This is a genomic window from Paracoccus sigandri (genome assembly GCF_003709565.1).
Taxonomy (GTDB): Bacteria; Pseudomonadota; Alphaproteobacteria; order Rhodobacterales; family Rhodobacteraceae; genus Paracoccus; species Paracoccus siganidrum.
On record NZ_QNRC01000033.1, the window covers coordinates 16,016 to 32,861 of the forward strand.

18 protein-coding genes and 1 tRNA gene are annotated in these 16,846 nt (G+C 66.0%); 12 read left to right on the plus strand and 7 right to left on the minus strand.

Annotation, left to right across the window (positions count from 1 at the left end):
* The first annotated feature begins 129 nt into the window (after positions 1-129).
* Positions 130-588 carry a Fe-S cluster assembly transcriptional regulator IscR gene (gene iscR / locus C9E82_RS20155; protein WP_119897888.1) on the plus strand — a complete coding sequence of 153 codons (459 nt, stop codon included), beginning with the start codon at positions 130-132 and terminating at the stop codon, positions 586-588.
* 6 nt (positions 589-594) lie between these two features.
* Here the strand turns inward: iscR and arsH are convergent, their stop codons facing one another.
* The 3 genes from arsH to C9E82_RS20170 are packed head-to-tail and all read right to left on the minus strand — an operon-like array spanning position 595 to position 2,213.
* Complete coding sequence (gene arsH / locus C9E82_RS20160) at positions 595-1,287, minus strand: arsenical resistance protein ArsH (RefSeq protein WP_119897889.1); 693 nt, start codon at positions 1,285-1,287, stop codon at positions 595-597.
* Positions 1,287-1,655: an arsenate reductase (glutaredoxin) gene (gene arsC, locus C9E82_RS20165; RefSeq protein WP_119897890.1), complete on the minus strand. Its 369-nt coding sequence runs from the start codon at positions 1,653-1,655 to the stop codon at positions 1,287-1,289. The genes arsH and arsC overlap by 1 nt, the downstream gene beginning before the upstream one ends.
* Before the next feature lie 42 nt (positions 1,656-1,697).
* Positions 1,698-2,213 carry an Lrp/AsnC family transcriptional regulator gene (locus tag C9E82_RS20170; RefSeq protein WP_119897891.1) on the minus strand — a complete coding sequence of 172 codons (516 nt, stop codon included), beginning with the start codon at positions 2,211-2,213 and terminating at the stop codon, positions 1,698-1,700.
* A 99-nt stretch (positions 2,214-2,312) separates the two neighbouring features.
* Here C9E82_RS20170 and C9E82_RS20175 point away from each other — a divergent pair, with 99 nt between their 5' ends.
* The 6 genes from C9E82_RS20175 (at position 2,313) to C9E82_RS20200 (ending at position 8,656) form a co-directional block, all read left to right on the plus strand.
* Positions 2,313-2,675, plus strand: a complete 363-nt coding sequence (locus C9E82_RS20175) for a DUF2849 domain-containing protein (protein WP_119897892.1) — start codon at positions 2,313-2,315, stop codon at positions 2,673-2,675.
* Complete coding sequence (locus C9E82_RS20180; RefSeq protein WP_119897893.1) at positions 2,668-4,326, plus strand: nitrite/sulfite reductase; 1,659 nt, start codon at positions 2,668-2,670, stop codon at positions 4,324-4,326. Before C9E82_RS20175 ends, C9E82_RS20180 begins: the two co-directional genes overlap by 8 nt.
* The gene (locus C9E82_RS20185) at positions 4,319-5,050 is read left to right on the plus strand and encodes a phosphoadenylyl-sulfate reductase (RefSeq protein WP_119897894.1); all 732 of its coding nucleotides are present in this window, start codon (positions 4,319-4,321) and stop codon (positions 5,048-5,050) included. The genes C9E82_RS20180 and C9E82_RS20185 overlap by 8 nt, the downstream gene beginning before the upstream one ends.
* Positions 5,047-5,418, plus strand: coding sequence for a DUF934 domain-containing protein (locus C9E82_RS20190; RefSeq protein WP_119897895.1), 372 nt, complete (start codon positions 5,047-5,049; stop codon positions 5,416-5,418). The genes C9E82_RS20185 and C9E82_RS20190 overlap by 4 nt, the downstream gene beginning before the upstream one ends.
* Before the next feature lie 54 nt (positions 5,419-5,472).
* Positions 5,473-6,312: a ferredoxin--NADP reductase gene (locus tag C9E82_RS20195; protein WP_119897896.1), complete on the plus strand. Its 840-nt coding sequence runs from the start codon at positions 5,473-5,475 to the stop codon at positions 6,310-6,312.
* A 208-nt stretch (positions 6,313-6,520) separates the two neighbouring features.
* Positions 6,521-8,656, plus strand: a complete 2,136-nt coding sequence (locus tag C9E82_RS20200) for an OmpA family protein (protein ID WP_119897897.1) — start codon at positions 6,521-6,523, stop codon at positions 8,654-8,656.
* A 51-nt stretch (positions 8,657-8,707) separates the two neighbouring features.
* On the opposite strand, the gene C9E82_RS20205 is transcribed toward C9E82_RS20200, so the two are convergent.
* The 3 genes from C9E82_RS20205 to rlmB all read right to left on the minus strand — a co-directional run bounded on the left by C9E82_RS20205 (position 8,708) and on the right by rlmB (position 10,655).
* Positions 8,708-9,139: a CoA-binding protein gene (locus tag C9E82_RS20205; RefSeq protein WP_183154121.1), complete on the minus strand. Its 432-nt coding sequence runs from the start codon at positions 9,137-9,139 to the stop codon at positions 8,708-8,710.
* 215 nt (positions 9,140-9,354) lie between these two features.
* Positions 9,355-9,762, minus strand: coding sequence for a YHS domain-containing (seleno)protein (locus C9E82_RS20210; protein ID WP_147393072.1), 408 nt, complete (start codon positions 9,760-9,762; stop codon positions 9,355-9,357).
* A gap of 89 nt (positions 9,763-9,851) precedes the next feature.
* Entirely contained in the window at positions 9,852-10,655 is an 804-nt protein-coding gene (rlmB, locus tag C9E82_RS20215) for a 23S rRNA (guanosine(2251)-2'-O)-methyltransferase RlmB (RefSeq protein WP_119897899.1), read from the minus strand.
* Between the two features lie 124 nt (positions 10,656-10,779).
* Here rlmB and C9E82_RS20220 point away from each other — a divergent pair.
* Both C9E82_RS20220 and C9E82_RS20225 read left to right on the plus strand, forming a co-directional pair.
* Positions 10,780-10,863 (plus strand) — tRNA-Tyr (locus C9E82_RS20220).
* 347 nt (positions 10,864-11,210) lie between these two features.
* Positions 11,211-14,000, plus strand: coding sequence for a bifunctional aconitate hydratase 2/2-methylisocitrate dehydratase (locus C9E82_RS20225; protein ID WP_119897900.1), 2,790 nt, complete (start codon positions 11,211-11,213; stop codon positions 13,998-14,000).
* An 18-nt stretch (positions 14,001-14,018) separates the two neighbouring features.
* On the opposite strand, the gene C9E82_RS24200 is transcribed toward C9E82_RS20225, so the two are convergent.
* A complete protein-coding gene (locus tag C9E82_RS24200) occupies positions 14,019-14,252 on the minus strand; it encodes a hypothetical protein (RefSeq protein ID WP_147393073.1) in 234 nt (77 codons plus the stop codon).
* Positions 14,253-14,529: 277 nt separating this feature from the next.
* Between C9E82_RS24200 and C9E82_RS20230 the strand changes: the two genes are divergently transcribed.
* The 3 genes from C9E82_RS20230 to C9E82_RS20240 are packed head-to-tail and all read left to right on the plus strand — an operon-like array spanning position 14,530 to position 16,843.
* The gene (locus C9E82_RS20230; RefSeq protein ID WP_119897901.1) at positions 14,530-15,123 is read left to right on the plus strand and encodes an NAD(P)H-dependent oxidoreductase; all 594 of its coding nucleotides are present in this window, start codon (positions 14,530-14,532) and stop codon (positions 15,121-15,123) included.
* Between the two features lie 55 nt (positions 15,124-15,178).
* Positions 15,179-15,625 carry a DUF2867 domain-containing protein gene (locus C9E82_RS20235; protein ID WP_170162055.1) on the plus strand — a complete coding sequence of 149 codons (447 nt, stop codon included), beginning with the start codon at positions 15,179-15,181 and terminating at the stop codon, positions 15,623-15,625.
* Between the two features lie 30 nt (positions 15,626-15,655).
* On the plus strand, positions 15,656-16,843 hold the full coding sequence (locus C9E82_RS20240; RefSeq protein ID WP_170162056.1) for an AfsA-related hotdog domain-containing protein: 1,188 nt from the start codon (positions 15,656-15,658) through the stop codon (positions 16,841-16,843).
* Positions 16,844-16,846: the final 3 nt, after the last annotated feature.

Sequence of the window (16,846 nt, forward strand, 5' to 3'; positions counted from 1 at the left end):
CTTCTAGACCAGCTATCTGGGATGTCTGCACGATCTGCGCAAGGAACAGGCCAAGGCGGGATAGCGCAGGCATATGCCAGCCGTCAATGGACCGGCCGACCGGCCCGGCCGAATACCGGAGGAGAAGCGATGAAACTGTCCACCAAGGGGCGCTATGCGATCATCGCGCTTGTCGACCTGGCCATCGCCAAGGGCGACGACCTGACCTCCCTGGCCGAGATCTCGAAGCGGCAGGACATCTCGCTGCCCTATCTGGAGCAGCTGTTTGTGCGGCTGCGCCGGGCGGGGCTGGTCACCTCGGTCCGCGGCCCCGGCGGCGGCTATCGGCTGGCCCGCGCGCCCGAGACGATCCGCATCGCCGAGGTGCTGGAGGCCGTGGACGAGACGGTCAGCGCCATGCATGTCGGGGCGGGGGCCTCGGGCGGGGTGTCGGGATCGCGGGCGCAGACCCTGTCGAACCGGCTGTGGGAGAGCCTGTCGGCGCATGTCTATGTCTTCCTGCACAACCACACGCTGGCCGACGTGGCCCGCAACCAGCTGCTGCCCTGCCCGGCGCTGCCGCAGATCCTGAACGTCGTGGACGAATAGGCCGCCTCAGCGCCGATCGGCCGCCCGCCCCGAATAGCGGTCGGCCAGCAGCGCGCGATGCGGACGGGTCAGCAGGGCGAAGCGCAGCAATTCCTCGGCCACGTCGACGATGCGGTCGTAATAGGCCGAGGGCCGCATCCGCCCCTCGGCGTCGAATTCGTGATGCGCCCGCGCGACCGAGGACTGGTTCGGGATCGTCAGCATCCGCATCCAGCGCCCCAGGATGCGCATGTTGTTCAGCGCGTTGAAGCTCTGGCTGCCGCCGCAGACCTGCATCAGCGCCAGCACCTGCCCCTGGGTCGGGCAGACCCCGTCGATGAATTGCGGGATATGCTCGATCTGCGCCTTCATCAGCGCCGACATCTGGCCATGCGTCTCGGGCGAGGACCAGACCATCGCATCGGCCCAATGCGCCAGCGCGCGCAGTTCGGCCACGGCCGGATGCAGGTCGCGATGCGCGTCGGGGAAGGGCAGGTCCGAGGGGTCGAAGATCCGCGCCTCGGCCCCCATGCGCAGCAGCAGGCGGGCGGCCTCCTCGGCGGCGAAGCGGGAATAGCTGCGGTCGCGCAGGCTGCCATACAGCAGCAGCACCCGGACCGGGGGGCCTGCGGGATCCTGCCCCGGCAGCGGGCCTTCCGGCAGCAGGCCGGGATCCAGCGCCGGAAGATGGCCGGGATCGCGCAGGGGCAGAAGCCGCATCAGCCGCCCTGTCCCGGCAGCAGCTCGAAGATCTTCTCTTTCGGGCGGCACAGGGCCGCGCCGCGCGGGGTGAAGACCACCGGCCGCTCGATCACCGCCGGATGCGCGGCCATCGCCGCGACCAGCGCCGCCTCGTCCAGCGCCGCATCGCCCAGGCCAAGCTCGTCATGGGGGGTGTTCTTGCGCCGCAGCAGCGCCCGCGCCGGAATGCCCAGCGCCGCCAAGGCCTCGCGCAGTTCCGCGGCCGAGGGCGCATCCCTCTGGTAGTCGCGCACCACCGGATCGATCCCCGCCTCGCGCATGGCCGCCAGCACGAAGCGCGAGGTCGAGCATTTCGGGTTGTGCCAGATCACGTATTCGCCGGTCATGCGGCCCCCTTCATCGTTTGCACCGCGCGGAACGCGGGCAGCCTAGCCCGCCGCATCCGGGATGGGAAGCGCGCTGGAGGACTTGATCTCCTCCATCGACAGCAGCGCGGTGACGTTGTGGATCTTCACCTCGCCGATCAGCGACTGGTAGAAACGGTCATAGGCCCGCGCGTTCCTGACCTGCACCTTCAGGATATAGTCGATGTCGCCCGCCAGCCGATGCGCCTCGACCACCTCGGGGCGTTCGCGCAGGGCCTTGAGGAAGCGCGCGGCCCAGTCCTTGTCATGTTCGCTGGTGCGGATCAGCACGAAGAAGCAGGCCTCCAGCCCCAGCGCCTCGGGGTCCAGAATCGCCACCTGCCGGCGGATCACGCCGGCGTCGCGCAGCTTGCGAATCCGGTTCCAGACCGGGGTTTTCGAGGCCCCCACCCGCTCGGCGATCTGGTCCAGCGACAGGCTGGCATCCTCCTGCAGCAGGGACAGGATTTTGCGGTCCACCTCATCCAGCCGGACGGGCGTTTTCTCTGCAACCGCATTGTCGGGAATTTGTTCTGACATGACCGTCCTGCAAGTTCATATGTCCTTATTTTCACGAATCTATCGCAAAAATCCAGAACAATATTCTATATTAGGCAGGTCAACCGAAAGGGCCCACAGATGAGCAAAGCCTTCACCCCAAGCGCCGCGAAACCCGGCGTCATCACCGCGAACGATCTGCGTGAAGGCCACAATGTCTGGATGTGCGAGGACGGCTGGACCGACGATCCCGCCGAGGCGACCCTGTTCGAGGACGAGGCCATCGCCGAACTGGCGCTGCTGAAGGCCATCGGCCAGGCGAACCTGGTGGTCGGCCCCTATATCGTCGAGGCGCGGCGCGGCCCCGACGGCCCCGAGCCCACCCATTTCCGCGAGGCGTTCCGCCAGCGCGGCCCGTCCAACTATTTCCACGGCATCCAGGCCCGGAAATCCGCAAATCCGCAGCAAGCAAACCCGCAGCAATCGGAGCCAGCTCATGTTTGACGCCCGCCCGGTCGATACCGACTATGTTCGCCACCGTGCGGCCCAGTTCCGCGCCCAGGTCGCCCGGCGGCTGGACGGCAGCCTGACCGAGGACGAGTTCCGTCCGCTGCGGCTGATGAACGGCGTCTATCTGCAGCTGCACGCCTACATGCTGCGCGTGGCGATCCCCTACGGCACGATCAGCCCCGACCAGATGCGGATGCTGGCCCACCTGGCCCAGCATTACGACAAGGGCTATGGCCACTGGACCACCCGCCAGAACATCCAGTTCAACTGGCCCAAGCTGGTGGACATCCCCGATATGCTGGACCTGCTGGCCTCGGTCGGGATGCACGCGATCCAGACCTCGGGCAACACGATCCGCAACGTCACGACCGACGCCTTCGCGGGCGCCGCGGTCGACGAGGTCGCCGATCCGCGCCCCTATGCGGAACTGCTGCGCAGCTGGTCCACCGACCATGCCGAGTTCCAGTTCCTGCCGCGCAAGTTCAAGATCGCCATTTCCGGCGGCGCGAAGGACCGCGCCATCGTCGCCGCCCATGACATCGGGCTGCGGCTGGTCACGCGCGACGGCCAGACCGGCTTCGAGGTCTGGATCGGCGGCGGCCTGGGCCGCACGCCGCTGCTGGGCCAGGTGGTCCGCGACTTCCTGCCCGAGGAAGACCTGCTGCCCTATGTCGAGGCGATCATCGCGACCTACAACCTGTCGGGCCGCCGCGACAACAAGTACAAGGCGCGCATCAAGATCACCGTCTCCGAGCGCGGCCTGGACGTGATGCGGGCCGAGATCGAGGACGAATTCGCCCGCCGCCGCCGCGACTTCCACGGCGCCGACCGCGAGGCGCTGGCCGTCTTCCGCGACCGCTTCGCGCCGCCCTCGTTCCGCAACGCGCCCGAGGGCGACTATGAAGCCGAGCGCGCGAAAAGCGCCGGCTTCCGCAGCTGGACCGACACCAACCTGCATCCCCATCGCGTGGACGGCTATGCCAGCGTCATCGTGACCTTCAAGGCGCCGGGCGCCACGCCGGGCGATGCCTCGGCCGAACAGATGCGGCTGCTGGCCAATCTGGCCGAACGCTACGGCCATGCCGACCTGCGCGTCAGCCACGACCAGAACGTCGTGCTGCCGCATGTCCACAAATCCGACCTGCCGGCGCTTTACGCGGCGCTGCGCGATGCCGGGCTGGCCACCGCCAATGCCGGGCTGACCAGCGACATCGTCGCCTGCCCCGGCATGGATTACTGCACCCTGGCCACCGCCCGCTCGATCCCCATCGCGCAGGAGATCGCCGAGCATTTCCGCGAGCAGGGGCTGGAGGACGAGATCGGCAAGCTGAACATCCGCATCTCGGGCTGCATCAATGCCTGCGGCCATCACCACCTGGGCCATATCGGCATCCTGGGGCTGGACCGCGCGGGCGTCGAGAACTACCAGATCACGCTTGGCGGCGACGGCTACGACATCCCGGCCATCGGCCAGCGCGCCGGCGCGGGCTTTCCCGCCGAAGAGGTTGTGCCGGCCATCGACCGGCTGCTGCGCGCCTATCTGGAGATCCGCGAGGACGTCTCGGAACGCTTCATCGACGCCTATCGCCGCCTGGGCCCCGCGCCCTTCAAGGCCGCCCTTTACCCCGAGGCCGCCCATGCTTGACGACACGCTGGACGGCCGCGCCGCGCGACTGAACCAGCGCTATCGCCACCACGCCGCGACCGAGGTGTTGCGGCGGGCGGTGAACGACCCCGATCTGGGTCGGGTGGCGCTGGTCTCTTCCTTCGGGGCGGAATCGGTGGTGCTGCTGCACATGGTCTCGGTCGCGGCGCCGGGCCTGCCGGTGCTGTTCATCGACACGCAGATGCTGTTCCCCGAAACGCTGGAATACCAGCGCGAGGTCTCGGCCAGGCTGGGCCTGACCAATGTGCAGGTGATCCGCGCCAGCGACGAACAGGTGGCGCTGCACGATCCCCATGGCACGCTGCACAAGACCGATGCCGATGCCTGCTGCAACTTCCGCAAGACCCTGCCGCTGGAGCAGGCCCTGTCGGGCTATGACGCCTGGATCACCGGCCGCAAGCGGTTCCAGAACGGCGAGCGCGCGGCGCTGGAATTCTTCGAGCCCGAGCCGCCGCTGCGGCTGCGGGTCAATCCGCTGGCCCATTGGCGGCCCGAGGATGTGCAGGAATACATGATCGAGAACAACCTGCCGCGGCATCCGCTGGTCGCGAAGGGCTATCCCTCGATCGGCTGCGCGCCCTGCACCTCGCCGGTGAAGCCGGGCGAGGATCCGCGCGCCGGTCGCTGGCGCGGCAGCGAGAAATCGGAATGCGGCATTCACTTCATTGGCGGGCGCATGGTCCGCGGAAAGGTTCCGGCATGAGCGAGCAGATCATCGTCCGCGACGACGGCTTCCATCCCCAGACCGAGGAAGCCGAAATCACCCTGGCCCCGGACACCAATCCCGAGGAGCTGGTCGACCACCTGCATCGGGGCCTGGTCGCCATCGACTTTCCCGGTTTCGGCGACGGGCGCGGCTTCTCGCTGGCGCGCCGGCTGCGCGAGCTGGGCTTCCAGGGCCGGCTGCGCGCCAGTGGCCGGCTGATCGCCGACCAGTATGCGATGGCCCGCCGCGTGGGCTTCGACGAGGTCGCCGTGGCCCCCGACATCGCCGCCCGCCAGCCCGAGGACCAATGGCTTGCCCGCGCCGACTGGCGCGACTGGGATCATCGGTCGCAGCTTGCCGGCTGAGCGCCCCCCTTTCGCCCGGCCGCATTAACGCCTAGAACACTCAGGAAATTCGACATGACGCTGGATATGACCGTGGCCGATGTTGCCCAGAAACCCGCGAAAACCCTTCCCGACGCGCAGACCGTGACTTCGGTCCGGCACTGGACCGACCGGCTGTTTTCCTTCCGCGTCAGCCGCCCCGCCAGCCTGCGCTTCCGCTCGGGCGAATTCGTGATGATCGGGCTCTTGGGCGACAACGGCAAGCCGCTGCTGCGCGCCTATTCCATCGCCTCGCCCAACTGGGACGAGGAGCTGGAATTCTACTCGATCAAGGTGCCGGACGGGCCGCTGACCTCGAAGCTGCAGCATATCCAGCCGGGCGACGAGATCATCCTGCGCCCCAAGCCGGTGGGCACGCTGGTGCTTGACGCGCTGCTGCCGGGCAAGCGGCTGTGGTTCCTGGCGACCGGCACCGGCATCGCCCCCTTCGCCAGCCTGATGCGCGACCCCGAGACCTATGAGCGTTACGAGCAGGTCATCATGATGCATACCTGCCGCACCGCCGACGAGCTGGCCTATGGCCGCGAGCTGGTCGAAAACCTGCGCCACGACCCGCTGCTGGGCGAGCTTTACGGCGAGGATTTCGCCAACCGGCTGCTGTATTACCCGACCACCACGCGCGAAGAATCGCCGCTGATGGGGCGGATCACCGACAACATGACCTCGGGCAAGGTGTTCCAGGACCTGGGCCTGCCGCCCATCTCGCCGGAAACCGACCGGGCGATGATCTGCGGCAGCCTGGCCTTCAACGTCGATGTGAAGGAGGTGCTGGAAGGCTTCGGCCTGCGCGAGGGCGCCAATTCCGATCCGAAGGAATTCGTGGTCGAGAAGGCCTTCGTGGGCGACGGGATCTGAACGGCCGCGCCAGGCCGACAGCGAAAATCGGAAACGGGCGCGGGAATAAACCCGCGCCCGTTTCGTTGTGACCCAGCCCATCCGGCACCGCCGGGTTCGCGACGGGCGGGATCACGAAAGGGTCACGCGCTTGTTTGGAACCCCGCGCCCGGAAGGCTGTTAAGGGATGCGGCCATGACCGCACCGACCAAGGGGAAAGGAGCCCTCTATGCGCCGGATCATTCACAACAGCACGGCGATCGTGGCCTGCCTGGCCATTCTCGCCCCCGATTTCGCGCTGGCCCAGCAGCAACCGCCCAGAAGGGACCAGCTTCAGCAGCAGCAGGACGACGCGCCGCAAAGGGCCGTGGGCCGCGAGGAAGGCCAGGGCGAGGAAGGCGGGGGCGAGGACGATCGCGCCGGGCAGGACGAGCAAGCCCAGCAGCAGGAAGAACAGTCCCGCCAGGAAGAACGGCAGCGCCGCCAGCAGGAACGTCAGGCACAGCAGGACGAGCAGGTGCAGGAGCGCGAGGGCCGGCAGCAGGAACGACGCCAGCGCCAGGAAGCCGAGCAGCAGGCCGAACGCGACGAGGCGCAGGAGCGCCGCCGGCAGGAACGGCAGGAGCGCCAGGCCGAAGAGCAGCGCCAGGCCGAGGAAGAAGAACAGCGCGCGGCCGAACGCGAGCAGGAACGCGCCGACGAGGAGGCCCGTGAGCGCGAGGAAGCGCAGCAGCGTGAATCGCAGGCCGAGGAAGAACGCCGCGCCGAGGAGGAACGCGAGGAACAGCACCGCCTGGAGGAGCGCCTCGAGGAAGAGCAGCGTGAGCAGCAAGCCGAGGAGCAACGCCAGGACGAACGGCGTGAGCGGCAGGCCGAAGAGCGGCGCCAGGACGAGCAGCGCGAACGGCAGGCCGAGGATCAGGAAGACGAGCTGCGCCGCCGTCTTGAGGAAAGCCAGCAGCAGGAGGCCGGCCAGGGCCGCCTGGGCCTGGCGCAGGGCGATCAGGCGCGGCAGCGCGCGGGCAACATGCCCGGCCTCGGCCGCGTGCTGAACGACGAGATCGAAGGCGGCCTCAGCACCGATCAGCTGCGCTGCCTGGCGGGCGGCGCGCCGCCCTGCGCCGATGGCGGCCCGATGGTGACGCCGCAGGGCGTGGTCGTGGCCACCAATCCGCGGGGCGAATTGCTGCTTGCGCCGGCCGCGCAGCAGATGAACCGCGTGGACGGCGAGGGCCGGATCGTGCCCCGCGCCGCGGAAGAGGACGTTCGCGAAACCCAGTCCGCGCTGGAGGCGGCGCAGGAACGTGCCGCCCGCCGCGCCGCGGCGCTGGAAGAGCGCGAGGCCCAGGGACGCATCTTCGAGCAGCTGATCACCGAGCAGAACAGCCGCTCCTCCTCCGAGGATTTCGCCACCAGCCTGCGCGATGCGCTGGCCGGGGCCAATGGCCAGACCCGCGCCCGCGACGATGACGACGACGACAGCGGCAGCGACCTGACCAAGGCGCTGGTGCTGGGCCTGGGCGCGCTGGCGGTCGGCAGCATGCTGAACAACAACCGCCAGGTCGCGCTCAGCTCGCCCGACCGCGTGGTCGTCACCCGGCCCGATGGCAGCCAGGAGGTCATCAAGGACGAGGTGGCGCTGCTGCGCCAGCCCGGCTCTACCGTCACCACCGAGAATTTCGACGACGGCTCGTCGCGCACCGTGGTCAGCCGGCCCGATGGCAGCAGGGTGGTGACGATTCGCGATGCCGACCTGCGGGTGCTGCGGCGCACGCTGATCTCGGCCGACGGGCGCAGCACGCAGCTGATCGACGACACCGCCGAGGTCGATCCGGTGGACGTGGCCTCGCTGCCCGCCCCGGCGCCGGTGCCCTCAGGCACCTCGTCGATGGACGAGGAGGCGCTGGCCGCCGCGCTGCGCCGCGAGGCCGAGGTGAACCGCCATTTCACCCTGGGCCAGATCCGCAACATCCCCGAAGTCCGCGCCCTGGTGCCGCCGATCAATATCGACGCGATCACCTTCGACACCGGCTCGGCCGCGATCACGCCCGACCAGGCGCGGCAGCTGTCGACGCTGGGGCATGTGATCCAGGAGGCCATCGCCGAGAACCCGCGCGAGATCTTCCTGATCGAGGGGCATACGGACACGGTCGGCTCGGACGCGATGAACCTGGCGCTGTCGGACCGCCGCGCCGAATCGGTGGCGCTGGCGCTGAGCGAATATTTCGACGTCCCGCCCGAGAACCTGGTCGCGCAGGGCTATGGCGAGCAGTTCCTGAAGGTGCGCGCCGAAGGCGACATCCGCGAGAATCGCCGCGCCTCGGTCCGGCGCATCACCGACCTGCTGCAGGCCTCGCAGAACTAGGCGCAAGCGAAAGGCCCCGGAATTCCGGGGCCTTTTCATGTCGGGCAGCCGTTACAGGAAGCGCGGGAACTCGATCTTGGGGCAGCGGTTCTGCACCACCGTCACGCCCCGCGAACGGGCCTTTTCGGCGGCGGCATCGTGGATGACGCCAAGCTGCGTCCAGATGACCTTCAGGTCCGGCAGATGGGCCAGCGCCTCGTCCACGATCTGCGGCACGGCCTCGGAACGGCGGAAGATGTCGACCATGTCCACGCGGGCATCGGCGGGGATCTGCGACAGGTCGGCATAGACGGTTTCCCCCAGCAGGGTCTTGCCGGCATGGCCGGGATTGACCGGAATGATGCGAAACCCCTGCGACTGCAGATAGCGGGCCACCCCCCAGGACGGACGCGCTTCGTTGGGCGACAGGCCGACCACCGCGATCACCCTGGCCGAACGCGCGATCCGGGCGACATCCTCGTCTTCCATCAGTTCAGCATCCATGTCGGGCCTCCTCCCCCTCACCCATAAGTTGCAGCAGCCTGTCACAGAAAAGGCGCCCGGTCCAGAAATCTGGCCGGGCGCAAGTCGCGGAACGAGGGACAGTGATCTGAACATGACCGTTCCGTGGTCATGTTCAGTTAGACAAATGTGCATCACCTGCGGAAAGTTCCAGCCCTTTCGCGATTTCGTGATTCGCAGTCGCGCGAACGAGAGCGTCAGCGCATCGCGTTCCAGACCGCCGTGGCCTTGGCCAGCACCTCGTCGCTGTGCTGCTGCATCTGGCGCTGCGCCTGGGCCGAGCGCATCAGGTAGAGCCGGTTGCCCACCAGCATGAAATAGCGCGGATCGCCGGCCTCCTTGCGGCCTTCCGACAGAGAGACCGGGCAATTTCCAGCGAATCCAGGGGCATAGCCATTGGGATCGGATTCGAACCGGGCGCGGTTTTCTTCGCTGGCGAAGTGCCAGATCTTGCCCTTCCACATGGTCGCGATCTCGCTTCGTCCGGGCACCGGATGGCCCTGCGCGACATAGCCGACGGGGTCATAACCCTCCAGCGCCCAGTCCTGCGCGGCTGCGGGCAGCGAGGGGGAAAGCATCGCAAGGAACAGGATCAGGAAACGCATGATATCCGACGGGCTGGGCACCAGCATAGATAGGCGGCGGCGGGACCGATTCTCAACGCATCGCGGCACGATGTCGCATGGATGTGATGTCACCCGCGCGACGCGGCATAAAGCGCGACCGCCGCCGCGTTCGACACGTTCAAGGACCCGAAATCCGCGGCGAAGGGGATTCGCGCGACATGGTCGCAGCTTTTCATCGTCAGATCGCGCATTCCCGGCCCCTCGGCCCCCAGCACCAGGCAGATCGCGCGGCCCTGCAGGCCCTCCAGCAGCGCCGGCAGTTCCTGCTCTCCGGTGCCGTCCAGGCCGATCAGCGTGAAGCCCATCTGCTTCAGCTGCGCCAGCGCCTCGGCCAGGTTGGGCACGCGCAGATAGGGCTGGCGCTCCAGCGCGCCCGAGGCGGTCTTGGCCAGCGCGCCGGTCTCGGGTGCCGAATGCCGCGCCGGGGCGATCACCGCGCGGGCGCCGAACACCTCGGCCGAGCGCAGGACGGCGCCGATATTGTGCGGATCGGTCACCCGGTCCAGCGCCACCAGCAGCGGGCGCCGTTCGCCCGGCGCGTCGCGCAGCGCGGCTTCGCTGAGGCTGCCCCATTTCAGCGGCTTTACCTCCAGCGCGGCGCCCTGGTGGACGCTGTCGGGCGCCAGCGGCACCACCTTGCCGAAGACGCGCGGATCGCTGATCTCGGGGGTCATGCCGCCGGTATCGCCCAGCCGCTCCAGCGCGTTGCGGGTGACGACCAGCCGCAGCTTCTGGCGCGCGGGATTGGCCAGGGCGTCGCGCACGGCATGAAGCCCGAACAGCCACAGCGTCTCGGCCGCGGCGGCGCGGCGGCTGCGTTCCTTGTCGATCACCCAGGTGGGTTTCTTCGATCTGCCCGGTTTTTCGGCCATGCGGCGGTTCCTTTCCTGCGGATTTCTCTCTGCGCGCCGAAAAGCCTGCGCGCAAGCCCCGGAAATGCGCTTGACGCCTTGTCCCGCGGCAGATAATCACCCCACCACGCCGACGGCAATCGGCGGGCGACGTGCTGCAAGGTGCGGCAGCGGACTGTAACTCCGCCGGGGAGACCCATGCCTGGTTCGATTCCAGGGTCGCCCACCACTTTTCCTGAAATCAACTGCTTGCATGCCGCTTTCGCCTGGTGCGCCACAGCATGCGCATTACGGCTTCTCCAGGCCGGTCCCGGCACGGGGTATCTTGCTTCCGCTGGTCGATTCCTGACCGGAAGCCCAGCCAATCGCTGATGTGCCCCGCGGCCTGCCGCCCTGCCGATCGCAACCGGGACAAGGCCCAGGCCCCGGTTTCGGCGCTTGCGGGGCGAGATGGCCGCTTGCTCCGCGCGGCTTTCCGGTATACATCCGCATACAATTGGCTGTCCGCTGCGTGCCGAAGATCCGTGCGGCGCGGTGGTCCAGCCTGATCCGGCACTGAAAATCGTAGGGACCGTCATGAGCTTGTACACAGACTACCTGACCGAAATCGAAACGCGCAAGGGTCAGGGCCTGCATCCCAAGCCCATCGAGGACGGCGCCCTGGTGGCAGAGCTCATCGCGCAGATCGAGGATGCCGGCAACGAATATCGCAGCGATTCCCTGAACTTCTTCATCTACAACACCCTGCCCGGCACGACCAGCGCGGCGGGGGTCAAGGCGACGTTCCTGAAGAAGATCATCCTGGGCGAGGCCGTCGTGCCGGAAATCGCCCCCGCCTTCGCCTTCGAGCTTCTGTCGCACATGAAGGGCGGCCCCTCGGTCGAGGCGCTGCTGGACCTTGCCCTTGGCGAGGATGCCGCGATCGCGCAGCAGGCGGCAGAGGTGCTGAAGACCCAGGTCTTCCTCTATGACGCGGACATGGCCCGGCTGGACGCCGCCTTCAAGGCCGGCAATGCGGTCGCGAAGGGCATCCTGGAAAGCTATGCCAGGGCCGAGTTCTTCACCAAGCTTCCCGAGATCGAGGACGAGATCAAGGTCGTGACCTATATCGCCGCCGAAGGCGACATTTCCACCGACCTGCTGTCGCCCGGCAACCAGGCGCATTCGCGCTCGGACCGAGAGTTGCACGGCCAATGCATGATCTCGCCCGAGGCCCAGGCCGAGATCCGGGCGCTGCAGCAGCAGCATCCCGACAAGCGGGTGATGCTGATCGCGGAAAAGGGCACGATGGGCGTGGGCTCGTCGCGGATGTCGGGCGTGAACAATGTCGCGCTGTGGACCGGCAGGCAGGCCAGCCCCTATGTGCCCTTCGTCAACATCGCCCCGGTCGTCGCCGGCACCAACGGCATCTCGCCGATCTTCGCGACCACGGTGGACGTGACCGGCGGGATCGGCATCAACCTGAAGAACTGGGTCCGCAAGACGGGCGAGGACGGCAAGCCGATCCTGAACAATGACGGCAATCCGATCCTGGAACAGAAATACTCGGTCGAGACCGGCACCGTGCTGACCATCGACGCGAAGAACCGGACGCTGCGCGACGAAAGCGGCAAGGAGCTGGTCGACGTCGCCGCGGCCTTCACGCCGCAGAAGGTCGAGTTCATGAAGGCCGGCGGTTCCTACGCCATCGTCTTCGGCAAGAAGCTGCAGACCTTCGCCGCCGAGACCCTGGGCATCGAGCCGACCCCGGTCTTCGCCCCCAACAAGGAAATCTCGCACGAGGGCCAGGGCCTGACCGCGGTCGAGAAGATCTTCAACCGCAATGCGGTCGGCGTGACGCCGGGCAAGGTGCTTCATGCGGGATCGGACGCGCGGGTCAGGGTGAACATCGTCGGCTCGCAAGACACCACCGGCCTGATGACCGCGCAGGAGCTGGAGGCGATGGCGGCCACCACCATCTCGCCGCTGGTCGACGGCGCCTATCAGTCGGGCTGCCACACGGCCTCGGTCTGGGACAAGAAGGCGCAGGCGAACATCCCGAAGCTGATGGCCTTCATGAACAATTTCGGCCTGATCACCGCGCGCGACCCGAAGGGCGTCTATCACGCGATGACCGACGTGATCCACAAGGTGCTGAACGACATCACCGTGGACGACTGGGCGATCATCATCGGCGGCGACAGCCATACCCGCATGTCCAAGGGCGTGGCCTTTGGCGCCGATTCCGGCACCGTCGCGCTGGCGCTGGCCACCGGCGAGGCGACCATGCCGATCCCGGAATCGGTCAAGGTCACGTTCAAGGGCAGCATGCAGCCGCATATGGATTTCCGCGATGTGGTCCATGCGACCCAGGCGCAGATGCTGCAGCAATGCGGCGAGAACGTGTTCCAGGGCCGGGTGATCGAGGTCCATATCGGCACCCTGCTGGCCGACCAGGCATTCACCTTCACCGACTGGACCGCCGAGATGAAGGCCAAGGCCTCGATCTGCGTCAGCCAGGACGAAACCCTGATCGAATCGCTGGAAATCGCGAAATCGCGCATCCAGATCATGATCGACAAGGGGATGGAGAACGAGGCGCGCACCCTGCACGGGCTGATCGACAAGGCCGACAGGCGCATCGCCGAAATCCGCTCGGGCGAGAAACCGGCGCTGGCGCCCGACGCCAACGCGAAATATTTCGCCGAGGTCGTGGTCGATCTGGACCTGATCGACGAGCCGATGATCGCCGACCCGGACGTGAACAACGCGGATGTCTCGAAACGCTATACCCATGACACGATCCGCCCGATTTCCCATTACGGCGGCCAGAAGAAGGTCGACCTGGGCTTCGTCGGGTCATGCATGGTCCACAAGGGCGACGTGAAGATCGTCGCCCAGATGCTGAAGAACCTGGAAAAGGCGCAGGGCAAGGTCGAGTTCAAGGCGCCGCTGGTCGTCGCCGCGCCGACCTACAACATCATCGACGAGCTGAAGGCCGAGGGCGACTGGGACATCCTCCAGAAATATTCGGGCTTCGAGTTCGACGACCTGTTCCCGAAAAGCACCGCCCGCACCGAATACGAGAACATCCTGTATCTGGAGCGGCCCGGCTGCAACCTGTGCATGGGCAACCAGGAAAAGGCCGAGAAGGGCGACACGGTCCTGGCCACGTCCACGCGCCTGTTCCAGGGCCGGGTGGTCGAGGACGCGGCCGAGAAGAAGGGGGAATCCCTGCTTGCCTCGACCCCGGTCGTCGTGCTTTCCGCAATCCTCGGCCGGACGCCCAGTGCCGAGGAATACAAGGCGGCCGTGGAGGGGATCGACCTGACCCGCTTCTCTCCGCCGCTGGAAAAGCCGGAAGCGACCCGATCGGTTCATTTCTGAGCGACCGGCCGGCGCGGTTCAGGATCCCTGTCCGCGCCGCGTCACGCGCCCGACCGCCAGCCGGGTGTAGATCGTCCATCGCGGGCGAGACCGGCCAGTCGGACGGGCGTTGGGTCCCATAGCGACGGATGCGCCGGGCGTGAGCAGCGAACCCACATCAAGCCGGTTCTCGTCCATTTCCACCCGTTCATGCGCCCGGTCGGCGTCATCCTGTCGCAGGTGTTTTACCGCTTGCGACAGGATGTACAGCACGGAAAGCCCCGATTTTCCGGTAACGCTCGCCCCTTGCGCTTCGGCGACAGGAGAATCGCGGGGGTTTTCGGAGACACCTTTCACAACAGAACCGATATGGGAAAATATTTCCCCGCCATCGATACCCGGGAAAACCGCCCATGCAAATGCAAGGCAAGCGGAATTCCGCCAGTGCGCAAAGCCTGACCTTGCGGCACCTCGAAAGCCATTTTAGGAAAATACCATATTTTCGTCCAACTGGTTTTTTCAAAGTTTTTTCTGATTCACGGGTGGTTTTATGAAAACGATTGTCGTGGCAGGTCATCCCGACCTGGAACATTCTCGTGTGAATGCGGAGTTTCTGTCTCAGCTTTCCAGAACTCCGGCCACGATTCACCGCCTTTCGGAAAGTCACAGAAATTACGATTTCGACATCCCCCGTGAACAAACCCTTCTGGCCGAACATGATCGCATTGTCCTGCTGTTTCCCCTGTTCTGGTATTCGATGCCCGCCTTGATGAAGAAATGGCTGGATGATGTCTTCCTGCCGGGCTTCGCCTATGCGCGGGGCGGAGACAAGCTGGCCGGAAAGGAAATCCTGGCCGTCACCACTGTCGGCGCCCCTTCCGCGGGTTATCGCGCAGGCGGGTTCAACAATCATACCATCGACGAATTGCTGCGCCCCCTTCAGCAAACCGTCCGTTACGTGAAGGCGACATTCCTGCCCACGATCGCGGTCTATGAATCGGTATTCATCGACGAGGCCGCGATCAAGGCCGCGGTGGCCGAAGCCGTTCCCCATATGATCGGCAGGCAGGAAAGCCCGGACCAGCTTTATGAAAAGATGCTTCTGAAGGCGGAACTGGCGCAGATCGCCCTGATCTCGGCATAGGGCAGGTGCGAGGATGGCGAATCCGATGGCCGTCGAAAATGTGCTGGAAACCCCGGTGGACCAGCTGGACTATCGCCACAGGGACGAAACCTTCGTCGAACCGGGCATGACGGCGCTTGAGGTCTATCGCGCCATGACCTCGTATAACCCGCTTTTCCTGCGCGTGGCCTTCCGGATACGCGACGCGCTTTGCCGGCTGGTCGGGATCGAGTCGATCGGCGGCTTTTCGACGGGCGATCTGCCCCGGACCGTCGCTGCCGGGAACAAGCTGGATTTCTTCGACGTCCATTCCATCAGCGACGACGAGCTTGTCCTTTATTCGGACGACCGCCACCTGACGGTCGTTGTTGCGCTGCAGCTGGACCGGGAAACCGGTTTGCGGCAGAAACTTTCGATCACCACCTCGGTCAAGACAAAGGAGTTTCTGGGACGGATCTACATGCTGCCGGTCAAACCCGCGCATGGGATCATCGTCCGAGGCATGCTCGACAGTATTTCCTGATACTTTTTTATTTTCGCAATGGTTATGGTCATGATTCAGTATACAATCACCCCGGAAATTCTCCACAAGGATTGCGCTGAAGACGTTCTGCTGAGCGATTTCGAACTTGTATTGCCCGCGCGACTGAACCGGGAAACCACCGCCGAACTGGACCGCGTATTGGCGCCCGCGGAAAAAGCCCTGCTTGACGAAGCCTATGCCCGCATCGGTGACCGGTATTTCCTGCGCCATCAGCCGACGCATATTCCCGCGGCTTGCGTCAACGCTGTCCCTGGTCTCGAAACCGACATCGCCCGGACATATCGGCTGGAGGGCGATACCTGGTGCGTCGACAACATCGTCGTTCCAAGTGGTATCGGGGAGGTGGTCGATATTCACCCGGACGGCGGCGCGCTGACGGAAAGGCAACGGCAGGCCGTCAGCCAGATCCTGGCCGACAGGCTGGAAAACGGCATCTGCCCGGTCAATCGCTATCGCGTCCTGAACGACACGCAGAATTATTTCTTCTATAGAAAGACGCATGAACATGTGCCCGGCCTGATGCTGATCGAGATCGCACGCCAGGCCATGTATCATTACTTCTACAATCACAGCGGCTATTCGCGGGGCGAGGTCTCGATCTCGATTTCCAGCCTCGACGTGGAATTCTACAGCTATGTCGAATCCGCCTATGCGCTGGACGTGGTCGTCACCCAGACGCAGGAACTGGCGCGCAAGCAGCCGCGCTTCGTCGACAAGACCGCGACCTTCTATCAGAACGGGCGCATGGTCTCGCGCATCAGGCTGCAGGGCGGCGCGATGAAGATGAAGCTGTTCAAGCGGATGCGGACGCTGAAATTCCCGCCCGCGCATTGGTTCACGCCCTCGTCGCGCATCCTGCAGCGCGCGATCCTGGCCGACCAGCGGGGCGAGATCCTCTGCGTCGCCCTGGAACGCCTGTCCTCGACCGGCATCCGCTTCCGGGCCCCGGCGCTGCCGGAACAGCCGCCGCACAGCATCACCCTTCACGTCTCGGGCCAGGGCTTTCTGACGCTGCCGCTTCAGGCCCGGACGCCGCGGGACCATGGCGGTCAATACGAGATGGATTTCGCCGAGTTGTCCGCCGATCAACGCTATCGGTTGCAGGAAACCATCAAGTGCCACTGCTTCTTCGCCGAGCGGCACGATCCTGATGCCGCCGCCAGCCGGCCGGCCATCGCGACGCGCGCGGCGAAATAGCCG

Coding starts and splice junctions, on each gene's coding strand:
- C9E82_RS20175 (WP_119897892.1), top strand. CDS start 2,313: ATGAGCAAAGCCTTCACCCCAAGCGCCGCGAAACCCGGCGTCATCACC.
- C9E82_RS20210 (WP_147393072.1), bottom strand. CDS start 9,762: ATGCGTTTCCTGATCCTGTTCCTTGCGATGCTTTCCCCCTCGCTGCCC.
- C9E82_RS20240 (WP_170162056.1), top strand. CDS start 15,656: ATGATTCAGTATACAATCACCCCGGAAATTCTCCACAAGGATTGCGCT.
- iscR (WP_119897888.1), top strand. CDS start 130: ATGAAACTGTCCACCAAGGGGCGCTATGCGATCATCGCGCTTGTCGAC.
- C9E82_RS20205 (WP_183154121.1), bottom strand. CDS start 9,139: ATGGATGCTGAACTGATGGAAGACGAGGATGTCGCCCGGATCGCGCGT.
- C9E82_RS20230 (WP_119897901.1), top strand. CDS start 14,530: ATGAAAACGATTGTCGTGGCAGGTCATCCCGACCTGGAACATTCTCGT.
- C9E82_RS20170 (WP_119897891.1), bottom strand. CDS start 2,213: ATGTCAGAACAAATTCCCGACAATGCGGTTGCAGAGAAAACGCCCGTC.
- C9E82_RS20195 (WP_119897896.1), top strand. CDS start 5,473: ATGACGCTGGATATGACCGTGGCCGATGTTGCCCAGAAACCCGCGAAA.
- arsC (WP_119897890.1), bottom strand. CDS start 1,655: ATGACCGGCGAATACGTGATCTGGCACAACCCGAAATGCTCGACCTCG.
- arsH (WP_119897889.1), bottom strand. CDS start 1,287: ATGCGGCTTCTGCCCCTGCGCGATCCCGGCCATCTTCCGGCGCTGGAT.
- C9E82_RS20180 (WP_119897893.1), top strand. CDS start 2,668: ATGTTTGACGCCCGCCCGGTCGATACCGACTATGTTCGCCACCGTGCG.
- C9E82_RS20200 (WP_119897897.1), top strand. CDS start 6,521: ATGCGCCGGATCATTCACAACAGCACGGCGATCGTGGCCTGCCTGGCC.
- C9E82_RS20225 (WP_119897900.1), top strand. CDS start 11,211: ATGAGCTTGTACACAGACTACCTGACCGAAATCGAAACGCGCAAGGGT.
- rlmB (WP_119897899.1), bottom strand. CDS start 10,655: ATGGCCGAAAAACCGGGCAGATCGAAGAAACCCACCTGGGTGATCGAC.
- C9E82_RS20190 (WP_119897895.1), top strand. CDS start 5,047: ATGAGCGAGCAGATCATCGTCCGCGACGACGGCTTCCATCCCCAGACC.
- C9E82_RS20185 (WP_119897894.1), top strand. CDS start 4,319: ATGCTTGACGACACGCTGGACGGCCGCGCCGCGCGACTGAACCAGCGC.